This is a genomic window from Microcoleus sp. bin38.metabat.b11b12b14.051, from assembly GCF_013299165.1.
Classification (GTDB): Bacteria; Cyanobacteriota; Cyanobacteriia; order Cyanobacteriales; family Microcoleaceae; genus Microcoleus.
This window is the reverse complement of the sequence record NZ_JAAFKD010000003.1, coordinates 30,548-50,547: the sequence shown is the minus strand read 5'-3', so window position 1 is coordinate 50,547 and position 20,000 is coordinate 30,548. Positions and strand designations below refer to the sequence as shown.

Here is a 20,000-nt window from a genome sequence, read left to right as displayed (position 1 = left end):
GATGAGCTGAATCAACTTCTATAGCTTGAGACAGAAAGATGAAAGACTTTTACCAGCCATTGATTGAATCAACTGAAATAATCAAACTACTCAGACAACAGCGGCAATTAAAGCCCTTTTGTCAACAAGTATTGCAGAAAAAAGTTATTGACAAAGCAGCCGAGGAACGGCGGTTAACTGTGACTCCCGAAGAAATTCAAGTTGCCGGCGACAAGCTGCGGCGCGAGAAGCGTCTGGAGAAAGCAGCGGATACGATTGCTTGGCTGGCGGAGCAGATGATTTCCGTAGAAGACTTAGAGGCCGGAATTTGCTATCAAATTCTCTCCCAAAAATTAGCGGAACAGTTATTTGCCAAAGACGTAGAAAAGATTTTCGTGCAAAGCAAATTGCAATTCGACCAAATCATTCTTTATCAAATAATTGTTGCCAACCTACAACTTGCCCAAGAAATATTTTATGAAATTCAAGAAGGAGAAATCAGCTTTTTTGATGCCGCCCATCTTTACGACATTGACGAAAGTCGTCGGCATTTATGCGGTTGCGAAGGCAAAGTTTATCGGTGGGGTTTAAAACCAGATATAGCCGTCGCCGTATTTAGCGCTAAACCTGGGGAAGTGATTCGTCCAATTGAAACAGAGCGAGGATATCACTTGTTCATGGTTGAAAAGTTTATACCGGCGGAATTAACGCCTGAACGATATCAAGAAATATTGCACAATCTGTTTAACGAATGGCTGGCTAATGAGGTCAACTATTTATTGTACAATTGTAAAGTATAGCGTGTACCCGGAGTACAGAGTCATAATTTATCATTTCCAACTTAGGGTATTTAGATTACCATAAAAAAATGGTTCGTAGTGCGGACTTCAGTCCGCAGTCTGAGAGCGGACTGAAGTCCGCACTACGAACGAACTGATAGTGCGTGCGGTTAATATATTGGACTTTGATCTTACAATTTGGATTGAACTATCTTACAAAAATTGACAAAATGACGAAAAGTAGTCAGTTGTTGTGGCTTCTCTTCAATTCTTTTCAATAGGTTTTCTAAATAAAACGACTTGAGTACATCTGCCGGTCTTTTTTTAGAATATGTAGTGTTTTTCGCTTCAAATAACGCTTTTAAATAAGCTCCATGAAACTGAGCGTGAGTATTAAATTCTCGATATTTGCCCATTGTTTCAGGACAGTCAACTGAAACATCATAATATTTAGTATAATCTAATAAAGGTTGGTTTTGAGGCTGTTTTGAGTAAATCTTGCGATTGCCCAGCAGCCAAGTTTCCAAGCAGCGATTTTGAACAATTAGTACAAATTCTGTATTCTTTAATACTAGCTTTTGCCGAGCTAAAAAATTATAAATTTCTGCGTGTCGCTCAGCAACAGTATTTTCCTCGGCATCAAGACACACTACAAAATAGTTGTATTTGCCGCTTAAGTTAATTTCCTCAACCGAAGGCCCAATAAAATCGTATAATGATGGATATCCTTCACCACTAATCAGGTAATAATTTTTTTCCTTCACCTCATCGTAACTGTGAACTTGCGTTAATTCTGGCAGTAGATGACTTAACCAAGCTGGATAAACCTTTCTCTCCGATTGCATCCCTTCGACTAAAAAATACAAATTCATTCAACTTTGATTCCTTCGTTATATTCTTCGAGATTAATCAATTGCGTAAAAGCCTGATGCCTAGATTTTCCCAAGTTCAAATCTTTTGCATCAGTTACCGTTACGATGCCTCCTTTGCGGGTTACTATTTTCCAGTATTCCATGCTAATGTTGTTGATAATGTACGGGTGATGACTGGTGAGAATGAATTGAATATTTCGGTTTTCCGTGAGCAAATTTGTAACAATATCGATACAGTTAACGCCCAGACTATTTTCAAATTCATCAATCAAAATCACCGTTCCTTCTGGGGATAAATAGAGTTCGCTAATCAGAATGAGAGTCTTGAGCATTCCCGAAGAAATGTTATTTTGCTCGATCCAATTATTGACACCTTTTTCTTTTATCTGAATGGGAAAACTTGTAAATGATGAATCCTCATCTTCAACGGCTTCTATTTTGATATTTTCCACTTGAGGGAAAATCTCTATGAATGCACGTTTAATTTCATTAAAAATATTTGAGTCGCGATAAATTAAAGCTATTTTTATCTGAAGAGGCAGATTACTTGATTTAACCTTATCTAATAAAATATCACTTTTTACAATCGTCGATATTAGCCTAATAGGTATATCGTAAAATTCATTAACCGAACTAGAATTACCGCTGTCAATAATTTTATTAAAACTTTGCTGAACAGGTAAAATATCTTCTTCTTGATTTAGGATTTGGACTGCACTTTGAAACGGTGATAATTTGGGTGTTATATTTCCTTTGAACTTGATTTCAGTAGAGTTTCTTTCGATGATTGTATCTCCATTTTTAGATAAATGCTCGCGAACAATCCTAAAGTTATGGGCTTCGTCTTCCTGGTTAGGAATTATGACAGGATTTTTTTTTGTTTCAAACTCGCCTTGCCATTGGTACTCCACATCGTTGATTGTAGAAAATGTGATATCCCACGCTAAACCGTTTAATGAAGCACCATTTGCTATCTCTTTTAAACGCAAAATTCCTTTGAGTATTTGAGTTTTGCCAACACCAGACACCCCAACTAGCAATGCTAGATTTGAAAAATAGATCGGTTCAAAACGCCACTCTAATTCATTATCCCAAAAAGCTACTTGTTTAATTCTCATGCCTCTATTCCATCTCTTAATAATCTGCGTCCATCAGCGTTTATCAGCTACATCTGCGGTTAAAAACTAACATAATTTTGCCGCCACCAAGCGCGCACAAACTTAATATCATCAAACGTATAACGTTCATTCAAATACTCGTAAATTGCTCTCATTCTTTCATCTCCAATCACTTCAATTGCTTGGACAATAGCCTGCTGGCTTTCCGAGTCAACCAACAAATTTATATCAACTTCCTTGCCCATATCCATCAATTCTACCAGATGCCCGGAAATAGTATTAGGACTCATGCCCCGCGCATTGGCTATGGCTTGAACTGTCAAACCTTGTCGGTATAATTCCCAGGTTTGCATCTGCGAATAAGATGGGCCATTAGCAACATGGGGAAGATTGCTGACATCAGAAGATGCGGCACCTGTTGGCAATCCTTGTTCTTTGCAAAAAGTGCGAATTGCTGCTAAGAAAACTTTGCCATATTTGTCTCGTTTGTTGCTGCCGACTCCGTAAACTTCCTCAAATTCTGTGAGGTTTTGCGGGCGTTTTTCTGCCATGTCTCGCAAGCTTTTGTCTGCAAATACTACGTAAGGTGGCACAAATTGTTCGTCGGCTATTTGTTTGCGAAGTGTCCGCAGGATGGCAAATAAACCTTCGACTTCTACTGCTAAAGATCGAGTTCTTCCCTGGACTTCTCGCGCCGCTTCGATCGCAATTTCGACTGTGCGCTGGCGTTTCATGATTTCCCAACTTTTTTCGTTGAGTTTCAAAATGGGAAAGCCGTCTGTTTTTTCGTCTAAAAAACCTTGGTTGATTAGGGAACGGCTCAATCTTTTCCAGTCTTCGGCACTTCTATCTTTGCCGATGCCGTAGGTGGAAAGTTGGTTGTGCTGGTATTGCAATATTTTTTGACTTTTTGAGCCGCGCAGCACGTCGATAATATGATTCATGCCGAATTTCTCTTGGCATCTGGCGATGCAGGAAAGAAATTTCATGGCTTCAATAGTCCAATCTTCTACTGGTTTTTTGTTGCAACAGTTGTCGCAGTTGCCACAATCGCCGGGGAATGAATCGCCGAAATAACTTAGTTGGACTGTGCGGCGGCAATTGGTGGATTCTGCATAGTTGATTACTCGCCGTAGTTGTTGGCGGGCTATTCTTTGTTCTTGTTCGTCGGGTTTTTGTTCGATGATGTATTCGATGGTTTTGACATCGCCGAATCCAAAAAATAAGGTGCAGTGGGATGGTTCGTTGTCTCTGCCGGCGCGGCCTGATTCTTGATAGTATCCTTCGAGGTTTTTGGGTAAGTCGTGGTGAATTACAAATCGCACGTCGGGTTTGTTGATTCCCATACCGAAGGCGACTGTTGCTACCATTATTTGCACGTCGTCGCGGATGAAGCGGGTTTGATTGGTCGATCGATCGCTATCACTCATCCCGGCATGGTATGGTAAGGCTTGGATGCCACTTTGCTGCAATTTGTAGGCAACTTCGTCAACTTTTTTCCGGCTGAGGCAGTAGATGATTCCTGAACCGCCTTTTTTTTGGATGATTTGCAGGACTTCGGCAAAACTGTGCTTGGTTTTGGGGCGGACTTCGTAGTATAGGTTGGGGCGGTTGAAGCTGGCGACGTGGATGTAGGGATTTCGCAGGTTTAGCTGCTGGATGATGTCTTGGCGGACGCGCTCGGTTGCGGTGGCGGTTAGTCCCATGATGGGGATGTCGGGATATCGATCGCGCACTCGCTCCATTTGTCTGTATTCTGGTCGAAAGTCGTGCCCCCATTCTGAAACGCAGTGGGCTTCGTCGATCGCAAATGCCGAAATTCCTAACTTAGAAGCTACTATATCTAAAAACGGTAAGAATCTCTCGCCCAGCAACCTTTCTGGCGCAACATACAGCAGTTTTATTTTACCTTCGAGAATTGCTGTGGAGCGCGATCGGGTTTCCATCGCGCTCAAAGTGCTGTTGAGAAAAGTCGCCCCAATCCCATTATCCTGCAAAGCTTCCACCTGATCTTGCATCAGGGCAATTAGTGGCGAAACCACCACCGTCAATCCCGGTTTCAATAAAGCCGGTAATTGAAAGCACAAAGACTTGCCACCGCCAGTCGGCATGACAATCATCATATCGCGTTGTTGGAGAGCAGCTTCGACTATTTCCCGTTGCCCTGGGCGGAAAGAGTCATAGCCAAAGAAATGTTTGAGGGATTGTTCGAGGGATGAGGGCGCGAGAGATGTTGGCGGATTCGACCCTGACATTTGCTGTAATTGGTTGGTGACTTCTACCCTATTCTAGGTCTTTTGAGCACAAATACAGTTACAATATTTGAGAATCTCAATTTAAGCAGATAAACCGATGCCGAAAGCAATTTGGAATGGTGCCGTTTTGGCCGAGAGCGATAAGTGCGAAGTTGTAGACAACAACTATTATTTCCCGGCGGATGCAATCAACCGCGAGTATTTCAAGGACAGCAGCACTAACACTACTTGCGGTTGGAAAGGTGTTGCTAGTTATTACAGTGTTGAGGTCGGCGGTCAAGTCAATAAGGATGCTGCTTGGTACTATCCTACTCCGAAGGATGCTGCTAAAAATATTGCAGGATATGTGGCTTTTTGGAAAGGAGTTAAGGTTGAGGCTTAGTTGGTTTTCGTAGGCTGATTAGCCGCGATTTCGATAAGTTATCGGTCAAGATAGAGGACACAACATTGTTGTGTCCCTACGGGTTATTTAAATTTAATTTAAATTAATTTAAACAGACAACCGGGCGGTTAAAACCGCGTCTATACAAACAAAACCCACCTCCGTGGGTTGAAGAATGGACGGTTAAAATTACTTTTTTTTATTCAGTAAACAAGATTTTAAAAGTCCTTTCAATCAAAATTTCGGACGGCTTCTCTGCCTCATAACTCGTTACCAGGCTAAGCGAAAGTAACGCATATCCGGAGGCTCTGCCTCCATTTTCCCAGGCGAGGCAGAGCCTCTGGATATAGGTTCCAAGGCTAAGCCTGGGAACCAGTTAAAATACAGGATTTACATAAATTTAATTCAACAGGATAACCGCTATATTTAGCAGTCCTCTTTGAGAGGACTTTTGCTATGAGACGGGGGTTTTGAACCCCCGGCGGACTGTTGGAGAAGCGCAATAGCCCTCAAATGTTAATCTTTCTCCCAGGCGGCGGCTGCTTCCCATCCCAAGCCGCGACGAACTACAATTGGTTCGCTTTCTGTCAAATCGAGAATCGTAGAGACTTGATATCCCGGATCGGAATCATCATCGATAATGATATCTACTAACTTTAAAAAACAGTCAAAAAGTTCGGCTTTGCCAAAGCTTTCTGCTTTAGATTCCGGCACTGGTGCTGCACCTTCATCATCAGTGGTAATGTGAGCAGATGTGGAAATAATCGGATTTCCCAAAGATTCTAGCAGTGTAAAACAAAGCGGGTGGTTGGGAACGCGAATTCCCGTGGTTTTGCGTTTTGGGTTCATTACCAATTTTGGCACTAACTTGCTAGCTGGTAGCAGAAATGTATACGGCCCGGGGATTAACCGCTTGATGATTCTGTATGCTTCATCGGTGACGGCAGCATACTCGGTGATATTTGACAATGAGGAGCACAAGAAGGTTAAGGGCTTATCATTGGATAGTTGCTTGATCCGCCTGACTCGTTCTACGGCAGATTTGGAGTTGAGATCGCAGCCGATCGCGTAAACTGTATCTGTTGGATAAAGCATCACTGCCCCATCTTTGAGAGATTTTGTAATCTTCTCGATCCGGTCTTTCTGGGGTGCAACTGGATGGAGTCCGTAAATAATTGCCATGTTAAGGTATTGCAGGCTAAGTGGGCGATCGACAAATGTGCTAAAACAATCAATGTTGAAAATTAATTGTTAATAATGAATAAAATAGCTTATTTTGACTGTCCTACCGGCATTGCTGGCGATATGTGCCTAGGAGCTCTTGTACACGCTGGTGTTCCCTTAGACTACCTAATCGAAAAACTAGATTTACTAGGCATTTCGACTGAGTACCAATTGCGGGCCCAATTAGTCCACCGCAATACTCAACAAGCAACTAAATTTTATGTCGATTTAACAGGAGATTTGCCCTTAAAATCAAACAATCTGGCTGCTGACTCCGCCCTCGATCCCTCGGAAACGGAATCGCCGACTTTCGATGCGCGCCACCACCATCACCACGGGGAAGAACATTCTCACAGTCACGGCGAAGCAGATGCCGAAATTAGCCACAGCCATCACCGCCATTTGCCCCAAATTGAGCAAATCATTGTCTCTGCAAAATTGCCTCCGCGCGTGGAAGCGTGGAGTTTGAGCGTATTTGGCAAATTAGCAGATGCAGAGGCTGCCGTACATGGTATTCCCCCAAGCGAGGTTCACTTTCACGAGGTGGGGGCTACGGATGCAATTATTGATATTGTCGGTACTTGTTTGGGTTTGGATTGGTTGGATATTCAGGAGTTTTACTTTTCGCCGATGCCGACTGGTGGGGGTACGGTGAAGGCTGCACATGGCAAGTTAGCTGTGCCCACGCCTGCTGTGATGCGGTTGTGGGAAACTCATGGAGTGCCGGTTTATAGCAATGGGATCGATCGCGAGTTGTGCACTCCTACGGGTACTGCGATCGCTTGTACTCTCGCTTCTGCTTTTGGCCCGCCACCATCGATGCAGATTCAGGCGATCGGTTTGGGTGCGGGTTCGCGAAATCTAGTAATTCCTAATATTTTGCGCCTCTGGATTGGTAGGAAGGAAGAAGGAAGAGGGAAGAAGGAAGAAGGAAGAGAGGAGAAGGAAGAAGGAAGAGGGGAAAAGTCAAGTAATTACCAATTACCAATTACCAATTTACAATTACCGATCGCCAATTCGCAGGAAACAATCTGTGTTTTGGAAACGCAAATTGATGATTTGAATCCGCAGGCGATCGGCTATGTTTTTGATGCTTTGTTTCTCGCCGGAGCTCTGGATGTTTTTACTACGCCAATTGTGATGAAAAAGTCGCGGTTGGGGGTTTTGTTAACTGCTATTTGTCATCCCGAATTTCAGGATGCTTGCGAGGCTGTGATGTTTCGGGAGACTACTACTTTGGGAATTAGGCGATCGACTCAACAGAGAACTATTTTGGAGCGAGAAATCGCCAAAGTTCAAACTGAGTATGGCGACGTGCAAATAAAAGTTGCTAAGTCTGGAGAAACGATTGTTAATGTGCAGCCGGAGTACGAAGATTGTGCGGAAATTGCCCGCGTGAAAAATGTTAGTTGGCGTGAAGTTCATCGGTTGGCGCTGCAAATTTGGTACGATCGCAATCGAGCAGTTGACAGTTGACAGTTGACAGTTGACAGTTGGTAGTTGACAGTTGACAGTTGACAGTTGACAGTTGGCGGTTGGTAGGAAAGCTTCGGAGGGTAAACTCCCGTGCCGATCGTCCAGTTTTACTGTTAGTTGCGCTTTTGGGAAATAGAGAGAGAGTAAGGGTGTTGGGCTTGCGATCGATCGCCCACAAAAATCACGTAAGTTCCCTTGTCCCCATAACCTGAAAATTCTACATTACCCGCAGCAGCATTCGCTGGTAGGACGCAGAAACGACCCCTCGGCCCCTGAATCATCAAACTAGGCGCTCCTGCTGTTTTTACTGCAATTCGCCAGTAAGGTAAATCCTGCGTTACTTCGATGACGTGGTTCGGCCCTGGGGCGACGAAACCGCAGTCGCCGCTATTGTTCGGGCCGCCGGAAACGCCGGAAACGCTCAGCGGTTCGGGAAATCCGGGGGCAATTTGTAGCGGTTGGCTCCGAAGGGCTCCGGCATCCGCTAAAATCATTGCCAAGGCTAGGGTGACGATCGCACTAAACCACCGTTTGCCGCGATCGCCCGCACAGTGTATCTTCATAAAAAAAAACTCGGTAAGTGGGAAACCAGCGTGGCTTGAGCCTCGGAGAGGGAAACGACACGGGGGACTTCAGTCCCCGTGAACCCCCTTGCGGGGTTGGAGGGGTATGGTTGCCCCTCCAATGGAGATATTGTGGTCTCCTTTCTCCCTTGCGGGGTAATGTTCGTGCAGACCTGGTTATAAAGGCTTGTTAGACCTGCAACACTGTTTCAGTGACTTTAAAACTGTTTAATTGCAGATGACAGAGCGAAAAACTGGCGTCGCATTCAAGGAGTGTCGTGACCTAAATAACGGCTCCTCGTGATCGAGGGGTCTGGTCAGCACAGCTTGCTCGATTTCTCTTACAAGCTCAGTCCCTTTAGGGCTGAGTTACTGACATTTCCTCACACAATGACGTTTAGTCCTAGTTCTTTAGACGATAGATGATAATTGCGGTTCCAAACACATTAATCTAAACTAAGTAAATCCACTTAATTAAATGTAAAATACAGATCCGTAACAAGCTTGCTGTGTATGTCTTCTGCCTTCTACCTGATGACTGATGACTGATGACTGATGACTAATGACTTAACTACTGAATTTTATGAATCCTCAAAATAACTTCAATTGGCAGCAGGCGATCGCAGAACTCAAAGCTAAACTAGAACGATCGCCCCTCGTCCAACAAAATCCCGACAGCTATCAAGCTGTCGGCACGTTCTACAATCAATTTTTAGACAAGTTTCAAAGACTGCCCAAACCGGGGCAGGTGGCAGTTTTTGCCGTCGGAGCGATCGTTGTCCTGACAGTCTTCAATAGCATCGTACAGCTAATTTCCGCCCTGATGACTCTTGCGGTTCTGGGAGTGCTAATCTACATAGCGTATAAATTGGCAATATCTCCAGATTCGTCCCATCACTAACGACTAAAAATAGGAAATTATCAATATGGCTGGCCCAACCGCACCCGGTGGTATTAATCAACCCGATCCGTCTTGGCAGAGACAATCCCAGCAAATGCCACTGCTGGTTCGCCGGTGCGGCACCTTTGCTGTTGAAATTTCCTTTCTGGTGGCCAGTGCCCTCGTTCCCTTCAGCATCGGCGCATTGGTGAATCAGGAATCTCCAACGGTACCCCTCAATTCCTCAGTAGCAGCAGCATCGGAAAGCGTCGCCCGTGTTTTGGGCATACCGGTGCGCGATCGCAACCCCAGAGTTGCACCCCTAACTAATCTATTGTGGTCGGGGGCGCTGCTGGCACCGGCAGCTTTAGTGGCGTGGCAGTTGTTTTTGCTCGCCAGAACCGGTCAAACTCTCCCGAAACGCTGGTTTGGGGTGAAAGTTGTCACAACATCGGGCCATCCTCCGGGTTTTGGGCGAGTGCTAATTCGCGAAATTTTAGGGCGCTGGGGAGTGCCTCTGGGCATCGCTTACGGCATTTGGCGCTTGTCTGGGGCGTTTCCGGATTTAATTATTTTAGGGGCGTTGAGCGGCTTGTCAGTGCTGGCAGATGGCGCTTTGGCACTGCGCTACAAACGGCAATCGGGACACGATCGCCTCGCTAATACTTTGGTCGTCTATGCTCGATCGGGCCAACTGTCTTCCAATCCTGTCAAAAGTCAAGAATGGACTGAGGAAGACGCGCAGATTGCTGCTTTGGTTTTGACTCCGGAAACCGACGTGAAGCAAGAGCCTAGTTTGTGGAATTGGATTCGCCAGCACCCCGGCACAACTTTGGTAATAGTTACTACCGGCAGCGCGGGATTGATTTTGGCTTTGTTTGTCGGCACTCTGATTTACACTCAAAGTCAAGCAAATTTGCGCGATTCCCGCCAGCGGAATGACGAATTATTTGTGGCTTTAGTGAGTAAATTGTCTCCGACTTCGGCTAGCGGCACCTCGGGGAGGCGATCGGCAATTTTGGCTTTGGGGGCGGTGGAAGACTCCCGCGCCGTACCGCTGTTAGCCGATTTGCTGGCTCAAGAAGACAGCAAGGCGATGCTGGATGCGATCCAGCAAGCTTTAGTCAGTACCGGGCCCAAGGCTTTGCCTGATTTGCAGCGGTTGAATCAAGCTCTTAGCAACGATCTCGAATCCCTGCGCTACGGGGGAAAGGCGCCGGAACGCGAGTTAGCGGCGACCCGCCAGCGAACAGTGCAAAGGGCGATCGGCAAAATTCTCACAGTGTATAGCGGCCAGCTCAACGGCGTCGATCTCAGCCGCACAGATTTAAGTCAAAGTCCTGCCGGCTCGGGTCAGTTTACTTTAGTATTAGACAAAGTTGACTTATCGGGAATTAAGCTGAGAAAAAGCAATTTAACCAATGCTAACTTGCAGGGAATTCGCTTTTATGGTACCGGAGAAGACAGGCGTCCGGGAACCTTTGACGATTGGATTTCTGACTTAAGCGAAGCTAATTTTGAGGGAGCAAATTTAACGGGAGCATCTTTGAACAGTGCTGTCATGTACCGCACTACTTTTGTGCGTGCTATCCTGAACAAAGCTAATTTGTCAAACGGCAATTTGAATGGAGCTAATCTTAGCAACAGTCTTTTAATCGGGGCTTTTTTGCAGCAAGCCATGTTAAAAGAGGCAATTTTTACGGGTGCAGATATCGGCAGCGCGAATTTTTCGGGAGCAAATTTGTCAAGTGCGCGTTTGGGTAAAGTCAAGGCTCAAGGTACTCAGTTGTCCTCGACAAATTTGTCTAAATCGGAATGGCAAGGTGCAGATTTGTCCGGTGCAGATTTGAGCGGCGCTAACTTACAAAATGCCGATTTTAGTTCGGCTAAACTGGCTAACGCTAATTTAAAAGATGCTCGGTTGCAAGATGCTAATTTGCAGAATGCGGACGTGAGTTCGGTCGATTTTCGGGGCGCAAATTTAGCGGGAGCGAATTTTCAAGGCGCTGTGTTTCAGGGGAAGGCGACTGCGGAGCAGTTTATTCAAAGTCCGCCCGGTAGCAAATCAGGTCGATTCCAAGGTATTAATTTTGCTGAGGCTAAGAATTTAGATCAAAGTCAAATTGCTTACATTTGTTTGCAGGGCGGGATTCATCCGAAGTGTCCGCCAAAAAATTAAGGGTTGGTTTGTAGTGAGGACTTTAGTCCGCATCCCGAGAAGGACTAAAGTCCTCACTACGAACCTATTTGTTTGTAGTCAGGAATGCGAGTCCTGATTAAAGCGTCAAAGATTGAGGATTTGTTTCAATCAATTTGGCTAAATCTTGCAAGAAAGATGCAGCGTCAGCACCGTAAATAATTCGGTGATCGCAAGTAATATTCACTTGCATTTGCCGCTTCACTCCCATCAAGCCTTCCTCGTTAGCTACGACTTGCTGCCGCGAAGAGCCGATCGCCAAAATCGAGCCTTGATTTGGCGGCAAAATCGCGTCAAACTTATCTACTCCGTACATTCCCAGATTGGAAAGAGTAAAAGTTCCCGTGGTGTATTCGTCAGGTTTTAGCTGTTTGGCGCGGGAGCGATCGACTAAATCCTTCCAAGTGCGGGAGAGCGAATAGATATCGAGGCGATCGGCATTTTGCAACACCGGCGTAATCAAACCGCCGCCGTCCATGGCCACCGCTACCGCCACATTAATATCAGCCCGGTGTTGAATTCCGGACTCTACATAACAAGCATTCAGCAGAGGATGTTTTTGTAAAGTTACAGCTACTGCTTTAGCCAGCAAAGCCGTCATTGTGACGCCTTTTGACTTAATTTGTTTGTAGAGTTTGTCGAGATTATCGGTAGTAATTGTGTAGCCGACGCGGAAACACGGCACGCTCAAACTTGCTTCCATATTGCGAACTACCGCATTTTGCAGCGCATTCATCGGTACTCTGTTACCGGAAAGCGCTACCGCTGGGATTGGTGCGGGTGCGGGTTTGGCTGCTGCGGGTGCGGCTGCTGCGGGTGCTGGTGCTGCGGGAACTGTTACGGGTTGCTGAACCGGGGCGGGTTGGGCTTTACCGGCGGCTGCTTCGACATCTTCTGCCACAATCCGACCGTTGGGGCCGCTGCCTTTGATCGAATTCAAATCTACTTTAAATTCTTTGGCTAACTTGCGAGCGCGGGGAGAAACGATGCTGCGCCCGTTTTGGCGGCTGACGTTTTGCTGCAAACCCACTGATGCGGTTGCTGCGACAGGAGCGGGGACTGGGGCTGCTGGGGCTGCGGCTGCTGGGGCTGCGGCTCCTTGTTTTTGGGCGGCGGCGATTTCGGCTTCTGTTTCTGCTACCAGGGCGATCGCAGCTCCGACGGTCGCAACTTCGCCTGCTGGTACAATAATTATTGCTAGATAGCCTTCGTAGAAAGACTCGACATCCATGTCGGCTTTGTCGGATTCAACTACGACTACGGTTTCGCCTTTTTCTACTTTGTCTCCGGCGGATTTGACCCAGGAAACAATTTTGCCCTCTGTCATGGTAGAGCTCAGGGCTGGCATGAAAACTTCGCGAATCATCTGTAAAAAGTCCTTGTGAGTTTAATTGGCCATCGGTATTTGGGAATTGATAATTGGCGATCGGCAATTGGCAATAATTATTATTATGCCAGCCTCTAGTCCGAAGATGTGTGACTATTAACTCAAAATTATCTACCAATTAGCAATTACCAATTACCAATTACCAATTTCTAATTTCTAAATATCACCTCGAATTTCTTCAACGATGCCGTCGCGGAGCAGAACTTCTACTTGCATTTTTTGAATCAAGTTTTCTCCCAACCCGACGGTGAACGTGCCGTCAATTTGACCTTGACTGACTTCTTGTTCGAGGTCTAGCACCTGCACTTGCTGAAGCTGTTGCAGGTTTTGGTTTTTCTGTTCTAGCAGTTCGCTCTTTTTTTGATTCACCTGCATTTGAATGTTTTCTATTTGCTGCATTACTTGCGGCCCGGGGGGTTGCAGGTTTTGCTTTTGAATTTCAGAAACCATCCGCTGCCCTTGCATTTCTAGCTGTTGTAGCTGAGAATCTATTTGATTGATTTGGGCTTGGAGTTGCTGTTGAGCTTCTTCTTTCCAGCGGGGAGTAACGACGACTTTAACGTTAATCGATCGCTTCAAGAGTAATTGTGCTTCCATAAAGTTGTTGCTTGTCAATTGCGAAGTAGGAATTAGTCATTAGCCATTAGTCATTAGTTAGTTGAGCAATATTTCCTAATGACTCAGGACTCGGACTCGGGACTCGGGTATTGATATCAACTTAACGTCAAACCTATTATCAGTCTTCTGTCTGGCGATTCAGGCCAGATCCCCCCTAGCCCCCCCTTATTAAGGGGGGGATAAGAATCTTCTCAAAGTCAACCCCTACTCCCCTTATTAAGGGGGATGCGAGGGGGATCTGGCCTCTGCTATAAACGAGAGATACAAAGGTTTTCAGGCTTAAGTTGACACCAATGGGGACTCGGGTGTTGGGATAATTTTTGCTTTTCCATTCCCCAAGTCCAGCGAATATTTTCAAAACATCCCGTCAATCATATCGCGGTAGTGTTCCGTCACAACCGGGCGCTTAATTTTCAGCGTCTGGGTCAACATTCCATTTTCCATCGAAAACGGCTCCTGAATCAACCGGAACGGGCCAATCCGATCGTCGGCACGGTATCCGGGGCGATTTTGCACCTCGCGGTTCAATTCTTGGCGGAATAAGTCTTGAATTGTCTTGCTATTCCAGTCAATTTCGTGTATTGGCGGATTCTGAGTTTCTGCCCATTTCTGCACAGCTTCAGAATTAGGGACAATCAAGGCGCCGATCGATCTCTGGTCTTGGCCAACTACCATAATTTGGTCGATGTATGGGCTGCGCGCGCAGGCGTCTTCGATCGGCTGCGGTTCGATGTTTTCGCCGTTGCTAAGGACGATCGTATCTTTGGCGCGCCCAGTCAAAACTAAGTCGTTTCCCGGAGTCAGCCAACCCAAATCGCCGGTGTCGAACCAGCCCTCGGAGTCTATGGCTTTGGCCGTAGCCTGGGGATTGAGATAGTAGCCCTGCATGATTTGCGGCCCGCGTCCCAAAACTAAACCGCGCTGGCCAGTTGGCAGTTGCTGTTTCGTTTCGGGGTCAACTATTTTAATTTCGGTATGGGCGATCGGTTGTCCGGCAGAACCTTTAAGATTGTGCCAAGGACGGCGGACTGTCAAAACTGGGGATGTTTCGGTTAAACCATATCCCACCAACAAACCGATATTTGCTATTTCAAAGAAGTTGTCTAAATGCGCGGCCAAAGAACCGCCGCCGCTAATCGCCCACTTAAAACGTCCTCCCGTAGCTTCCCGGACTTTTTGGTAAACCAGTTTTTCGGCAAGGGCGTGTACGGGAAACAACAGAATGCTTTTGATGCGGGCGATCAGTTTTTGGGAAGCAGAAGCAGGTTTTAAATTGAGAGTTAATCCTTGAAAAATGCGGCGCGCCTCGATGTATTGCTGGCTGGCAGACAACAGGAAATTTACCAGTTTTTGTTTATTGGGTGGCTGTTCCCTAAATTGCTTTTGTACTGCCTCGTAAATCGATTCCCAGATGCGCGGAACGCTTACCATGTACTGGGGTTTGCAAGTTTTAAAGTCTTGTTTGAAATACCGAATATTGGTGTAGATTTGCGTGCAGCCTTGGGAAAGCAGGAAGTATTCGACTGTGCGTTCGTAGGCGTGCCAACTGGGCAGGATGCTGAGGGCGGAGTCGCCCGGTTGGGGTTGCAAAATTGTGCCGAAAGTGGTGATTTGGTGCAGCAGGTTGCCGTGGGTCAGGATGACGCCTTTGGGTTTGCCGGTGGTACCGCTGGTGTAGAGGAGGGTGGCGAGGGTTTGCTGGTTGTGGTTGGCGGGTTTTAAGGGGTTGTTGGCGCCCGAGGCCATGACTTGGGAAAATTTAACTGTGTTGAGAGTTGTGTTGGTTGGCGGTTCTTCGTCGGAGAGGAGGACGATGAGTTCGATCGGCAAATCGGGGAGACGATGTTGGAGTTTTTGGAGTAATGCCAGGTTTTCGACTATTAAGGCGGTACTGCCGCTGTCTTGGATGATGTAGAGGAGTTCTTGGGGGTCGGCGGTGGCGCCTCGAACGGCGTTGGCGGCCCCGGCGGTCATGATTCCTTGGTCTGCTATCAGCCAGCGGGGGCTGTTGTCGGCGAAGAGGGCGACGCGGGGAGGGATTGTTTCTGCTGGGTTTGGATTGATGCCGAGGGCCTGCAAGCCGCTGGCGAATTGCTGGATTTGTTGGTAGAGGTCGGTGTAGGTGAGTTTGATTTCGGGTTTGCTGTGGGGATCGTGGAGGGCCACGGTTTGGGGAAATCGCTGTTTGACGATCGCCCAAATTTCTGGTATCGATCGAATGGAACTGTAATCGATCAGGTGGCTGAGGTTGGCGCGTTCAATGTCGCTCATTTGAGACGGGGCGTCAGGTGCAGGGTGGTTCATAGGTATGTTTTGTCAGTTGTGGGCGATCGAAGTATTGGATGTGAATTTAGCATCTCTAGGCTTCTGAATAATAGCCTTCTACATCATCGCCTTCTACCCAAACAAATAGGACTTACGCACGGATGGCCAGAAACCGGGTTTTTTGGTCTTGATGCGTAAGTCCTGACAAAGAGATTTAGACAATTTTCCGGCACTCTGGGAACAGAAAAATACTCATATTCTCTGGTGCGCTTCTGAAAATCTTCCAAAAAATAGTCAGATTCGTAAAATTAATTGTATAAATCAATAAATTTCACTTAATACTGTCATTGCGAGGAACGCTCTTCGTTAGCGATATTTTATGAAAGCAATCGCCAAGTTTATTTTTCATAAATTTTTACCCCAGGGCCGTATTATATGTTAGAGCGTATCCGGTAGATTACCATAACAATGATAGTTCGTAGTGCGGACTTTAGTCCGCTCTTCATCTGCGGACTAAAGTCCGCACTACGAACCTTACTTATTGCGTTATATCTACCGGACACGATCTTGAAATTCCTTTGCTACCGCGCTTGTTTAATCAGCAATTGAATCATCGCAATTTTGGCAATCAGTAGCTCGCGAGTGGTAGTTTTTTTTTCATAATTTTAAATTCAAATCCAGGCTACCCGACTTTATGGCGTGGTTGGGCGAGCAGGGCGAGATATGTGTTGGGCGGCCCAATTAGCAGCCCAACTATTTTGAATATTTGGGTTTCAGGAGATGTGCTTCATTCAGTTTTCGTTAACTGCCAAAGTTGAATTTCATAACAAAGATGCCGCTCAAAAAGTTGACTGGCTTCCAATCCTTCAACTACTAACTTCTTAAACCAGCGCCGAAATATCCAGCGCAGTAATTTGTGGATTGGCGGAACTGCGATCGAAATCAAGTCCGCAACATAAATCATTGTGTTCAGTCCATACCTGCGGAAAGTATCGACATAGAGGTCAATTGTCGGTAAAATATGAGTGGAAATATCCTCAGTTTTTACTAACGTAAATCCAGCTTGCAACAATGCTGTGTTAAGCTCGGTGACAAGATGACAGTTAGAAAACATTCCCTCTGTATAGTTAGGATTAGAGCGCATCATATCGGCAAGCAGTACGTAGCCTCCGGGATTGAGGACAGCCGCAGCACCTTGGGCTATATCGACAGCAGACATATATTGACTGCTTTCGCTAAACAGAACCAAATCGTAGGAGTGGGTGGCTTTGAAGTCTTCAAATTTGGTGAGGTGGAAGATTGCCCGATCGCCTGTACACTTGAGAAACCGCTGTTGTTGGAACGGATCGGGTGCGAGTCCTTCGACTGCAAAAGCTCGATCGAGCAAATAAGCCGCATTTCCCCCAATCCCGCACCCTACATCCAGCACCGTCTTGATGTCTTTGGGGATAAAATCTAACAATTTATCAGTATAAGCTTGCTGAGCCTTGCGTAAACGCGCGATCGTGAGTTCCTCAGCAGGCACGGGTAGAGTTTGCCAATAGCCGTAATGAAGGTATGGCGAATCTGTCAGCCCCAAATAGTAATTCAGCGCTGCATTTTGGTAGCGAGTGACTTTGGAAATAGAAATTGATTTTGAGTTCGGCATTGAGAAAATTCGATACAATTGAGGATTTCCGGGAGGATTAAAATTCTTCCCAGCGCTTGCATATATGTTAATAACACTGAAGTGCCTAAATTGCCAACTGTTGCCACAAATTGATATAATTTTACCGTCGAAGTGCGATCGAATAATACCAATTTTATAAAGATTTTCTAGAGATGAACTCTTAGCCCCCCCAAAGCATCGGGGGGGTTGGGGGGGTTATTGTATAACACTACTTTAGAAAAATGGTATAAAACATCAAAGACTAAAATAGATATTTAAGCCGGATTTGGCATAACGTCAAACTCAATATTTTCATACAAATCTCCCACCGAAAATTCCACAGAAATAGAAGTTAATGAAACTCGATCGCCCGCACAGCTATATTCCGAAAAAATCCACTTATTTCCATCAGTTTTAGAGTATTGCTGCACCTGTAACCGATATTGATCGATTAATAAATACTCCTGAAAACTCGGAATACTACGATAAGCCGCAAACTTTTCATCGCGATCATAAGCTTTGGTACTTTTAGAAAGAACTTCTGCAATCAGCACAGGATTGGTAATTGTATCATTGCGTCCCGATTGCAACTCGATCGGTTTCGCCACAACGATCACATCTGGATAAGTATAATTATTAAGTTGCGGAACCCAAAGCCGCTGATCGGAACTAAAAGTCCGATATGGTTGGCCTTTTAACGCCAGTTTCAGCGCAAAAACTAAATTAGTAGTAATTTCACTATGATCTGGTGTGCCACCTGCCATCAGAATTATCTCCCCATTGATAAACTCATGTCGCTCTTCAGAATTGATTTCCAATTCTAGATATTCTTCAGCCGTGTAGGTTTTCGTTTCAACTTGCGCGATCATACACAACGGTCTCCTTTAATCGACTGATTCCAGTTTATCATAAGATTTTTTATAATTAAATGTGAAATTTCATAAATATTTGAGCTAAGACTTATTCAAGAATTCGGCAATGTGGATATTACGATATTGTTTGGATGATCTGCATCCAGATAAGTATTCCCAGGCAGAACCTGGGAACGAAAAAAGCACTTCAACAGTGCTTCTAGCTTCTGGGTTCAAAGAAACATACTCGCGACACCAGTCACCAAATGTTTTGTTTGCAGGTTGCGTTTCTGCCGCGATCGCACATAGTGCATTTCCAGACAATGCTAGGATCGTAAAACAAGTAAGTGCGATGGATTTGGTGGATTAATATGAAGTTTCAAGTTAGAGCATATGATTCCAGTGTGCCCAATCGCAGGTAGACTCTGGTTTGATCGGGCAAATCTTGGGAGAAATCGGATTTCCACCGATGTGAAATAACATCAGGTTAGTCAAGGATTGTAAGGGTTTGATATCGCTGATTTTATTGTCATTAAGTTCTAGCCAGTTAAGTTTAGTCAACGATTGTAAGTATTTGATGTCGCTGATTTGATTATTTCGGAGGATGAGAGTAGTTACTTTAGTCAAGGATTGCAATGGTTTGATATCACTGATTTGATTATCGCTGAGCTCGATCCAGTCAAGTTGAGTCAAAGATTGCAATGGTTTGATATCGCTGATTTTATTGTTGCTGAGTCCGAGCGTAGTCAGGTTGGTCAAGGATTGTAATGGTTTGATGTCAGTAATTTCATTTAGACTGAGATTTAAAGTAGTTAGATTGGTCAAGGATTGCAATGGTTTAATGTCAGTAATTTCATTCTTTATGAGACCGAGTTGAGTGAGGTTAGTTAAGGATTGCAATGATTGGATATCGCTAATTTGATTGTTTTCAAGACCAAGTTGAGTGAGGTTAGTCAAAGATTGTAATGGTTGGATATCACCGATCTTATTGTTGTAGAGGCCGAGATTAGTCAGCTTGGTTAAATATTGTAATGGTTTGATATCACTAATTAGATTATCGCTGAGACCGAGATTAGTCAGGTTAGTCAAGGATTGCAAGGGTTTTAGATCGCTGATTTGATTTTTGTGGACTAAAAGTTTAGTTAGTTTCGTTAAGGATTGCAAGGGTTTGATGTCAGTGATTTCATTACTGTTGAGGTCGAGTTCCGTGAGACTCGAAAGTTTCTGATTAGCTGCATCGCACTGAGTAGTTGCAGCTTTTTCTAACAAAACTTCAACAGTATGTTTAATTTCAGGACTCAGAGAATCTTTTTCGCGACACCAATCACCAAATGTTTTGTTTCCCCGTATCTGTGGAAATGACAAAGAAGATATATTTCCGCATGATGATAGACCGATCGCACTAAAAGCAACTACCACCATCAACCTTGACAAATGCACGTATTTCTGCATGACCATAAATTTCATAATATTGCACCTATAATTCCGTGAACAGTAAAGTTTTAG

Annotated in this window: 17 protein-coding genes; 6 read left to right on the top strand and 11 right to left on the bottom strand. The window is 45.2% G+C overall.

Features of this window, described 5'->3' with window-relative positions; translation table 11 throughout:
* The first annotated feature begins 38 nt into the window (after nt 1-38).
* On the top strand, nt 39-779 hold the full coding sequence (locus QZW47_RS04645; protein ID WP_293124513.1) for a peptidylprolyl isomerase: 741 nt from the start codon (nt 39-41) through the stop codon (nt 777-779).
* A 170-nt stretch (nt 780-949) separates the two neighbouring features.
* On the opposite strand, the gene QZW47_RS04640 is transcribed toward QZW47_RS04645, so the two are convergent.
* From QZW47_RS04640 to recQ, 3 genes are read right to left on the bottom strand one after another with little or no spacing between them, the layout of a single operon-like run.
* Nucleotides 950-1,630 (bottom strand): hypothetical protein, encoded by a 681-nt coding sequence (locus QZW47_RS04640; protein WP_293124511.1) that lies wholly within the window; start codon nt 1,628-1,630, stop codon nt 950-952.
* The gene (locus QZW47_RS04635) at nt 1,627-2,748 is read right to left on the bottom strand and encodes an AAA family ATPase (RefSeq protein WP_293124509.1); all 1,122 of its coding nucleotides are present in this window, start codon (nt 2,746-2,748) and stop codon (nt 1,627-1,629) included. Before QZW47_RS04635 ends, QZW47_RS04640 begins: the two co-directional genes overlap by 4 nt.
* A gap of 59 nt (nt 2,749-2,807) precedes the next feature.
* Nucleotides 2,808-5,003, bottom strand: coding sequence for a DNA helicase RecQ (gene recQ / locus QZW47_RS04630; protein ID WP_293124507.1), 2,196 nt, complete (start codon nt 5,001-5,003; stop codon nt 2,808-2,810).
* 97 nt (nt 5,004-5,100) lie between these two features.
* On the opposite strand from recQ, the gene QZW47_RS04625 reads away from it, so the two are divergent.
* The gene (locus QZW47_RS04625) at nt 5,101-5,385 is read left to right on the top strand and encodes a DUF427 domain-containing protein (protein ID WP_293124505.1); all 285 of its coding nucleotides are present in this window, start codon (nt 5,101-5,103) and stop codon (nt 5,383-5,385) included.
* A gap of 516 nt (nt 5,386-5,901) precedes the next feature.
* Here the strand turns inward: QZW47_RS04625 and QZW47_RS04620 are convergent.
* Nucleotides 5,902-6,567 (bottom strand): L-threonylcarbamoyladenylate synthase, encoded by a 666-nt coding sequence (locus QZW47_RS04620; RefSeq protein ID WP_293124503.1) that lies wholly within the window; start codon nt 6,565-6,567, stop codon nt 5,902-5,904.
* A 75-nt stretch (nt 6,568-6,642) separates the two neighbouring features.
* Here QZW47_RS04620 and larC point away from each other — a divergent pair, with 75 nt between their 5' ends.
* Nucleotides 6,643-8,085, top strand: coding sequence for a nickel pincer cofactor biosynthesis protein LarC (gene larC, locus QZW47_RS04615; protein ID WP_293124501.1), 1,443 nt, complete (start codon nt 6,643-6,645; stop codon nt 8,083-8,085).
* 113 nt (nt 8,086-8,198) lie between these two features.
* On the opposite strand, the gene QZW47_RS04610 is transcribed toward larC, so the two are convergent.
* Entirely contained in the window at nt 8,199-8,648 is a 450-nt protein-coding gene (locus tag QZW47_RS04610; protein WP_293124499.1) for a hypothetical protein, read from the bottom strand.
* A gap of 583 nt (nt 8,649-9,231) precedes the next feature.
* On the opposite strand from QZW47_RS04610, the gene QZW47_RS04605 reads away from it, so the two are divergent.
* Both QZW47_RS04605 and QZW47_RS04600 read left to right on the top strand, forming a co-directional pair.
* Nucleotides 9,232-9,549, top strand: a complete 318-nt coding sequence (locus QZW47_RS04605; RefSeq protein WP_293124497.1) for a hypothetical protein — start codon at nt 9,232-9,234, stop codon at nt 9,547-9,549.
* Nucleotides 9,550-9,574: 25 nt separating this feature from the next.
* The gene (locus QZW47_RS04600; RefSeq protein WP_293124495.1) at nt 9,575-11,707 is read left to right on the top strand and encodes a pentapeptide repeat-containing protein; all 2,133 of its coding nucleotides are present in this window, start codon (nt 9,575-9,577) and stop codon (nt 11,705-11,707) included.
* Nucleotides 11,708-11,804: 97 nt separating this feature from the next.
* Here QZW47_RS04600 and QZW47_RS04595 read toward each other — a convergent pair whose 3' ends face one another.
* The 5 genes from QZW47_RS04595 to QZW47_RS04575 all read right to left on the bottom strand — a co-directional run bounded on the left by QZW47_RS04595 (nt 11,805) and on the right by QZW47_RS04575 (nt 18,512).
* Complete coding sequence (locus QZW47_RS04595) at nt 11,805-13,091, bottom strand: dihydrolipoamide acetyltransferase family protein (protein WP_293124492.1); 1,287 nt, start codon at nt 13,089-13,091, stop codon at nt 11,805-11,807.
* Between the two features lie 177 nt (nt 13,092-13,268).
* A complete protein-coding gene (locus tag QZW47_RS04590; RefSeq protein WP_293124490.1) occupies nt 13,269-13,709 on the bottom strand; it encodes a YlqD family protein in 441 nt (146 codons plus the stop codon).
* A 375-nt stretch (nt 13,710-14,084) separates the two neighbouring features.
* Nucleotides 14,085-16,034: a long-chain fatty acid--CoA ligase gene (locus tag QZW47_RS04585; RefSeq protein WP_293124488.1), complete on the bottom strand. Its 1,950-nt coding sequence runs from the start codon at nt 16,032-16,034 to the stop codon at nt 14,085-14,087.
* Between the two features lie 748 nt (nt 16,035-16,782).
* Nucleotides 16,783-17,643 (bottom strand): methyltransferase domain-containing protein, encoded by an 861-nt coding sequence (locus QZW47_RS04580; RefSeq protein WP_293124486.1) that lies wholly within the window; start codon nt 17,641-17,643, stop codon nt 16,783-16,785.
* A gap of 275 nt (nt 17,644-17,918) precedes the next feature.
* Entirely contained in the window at nt 17,919-18,512 is a 594-nt protein-coding gene (locus QZW47_RS04575; RefSeq protein ID WP_293124484.1) for a Uma2 family endonuclease, read from the bottom strand.
* 109 nt (nt 18,513-18,621) lie between these two features.
* Between QZW47_RS04575 and QZW47_RS04570 the strand changes: the two genes are divergently transcribed.
* The gene (locus tag QZW47_RS04570; RefSeq protein ID WP_293124482.1) at nt 18,622-18,864 is read left to right on the top strand and encodes a hypothetical protein; all 243 of its coding nucleotides are present in this window, start codon (nt 18,622-18,624) and stop codon (nt 18,862-18,864) included.
* A gap of 14 nt (nt 18,865-18,878) precedes the next feature.
* Here QZW47_RS04570 and QZW47_RS04565 read toward each other — a convergent pair whose 3' ends face one another.
* The gene (locus tag QZW47_RS04565) at nt 18,879-19,961 is read right to left on the bottom strand and encodes a leucine-rich repeat protein (RefSeq protein ID WP_293124480.1); all 1,083 of its coding nucleotides are present in this window, start codon (nt 19,959-19,961) and stop codon (nt 18,879-18,881) included.
* Between the last annotated feature and the right edge of the window lie 39 nt (nt 19,962-20,000).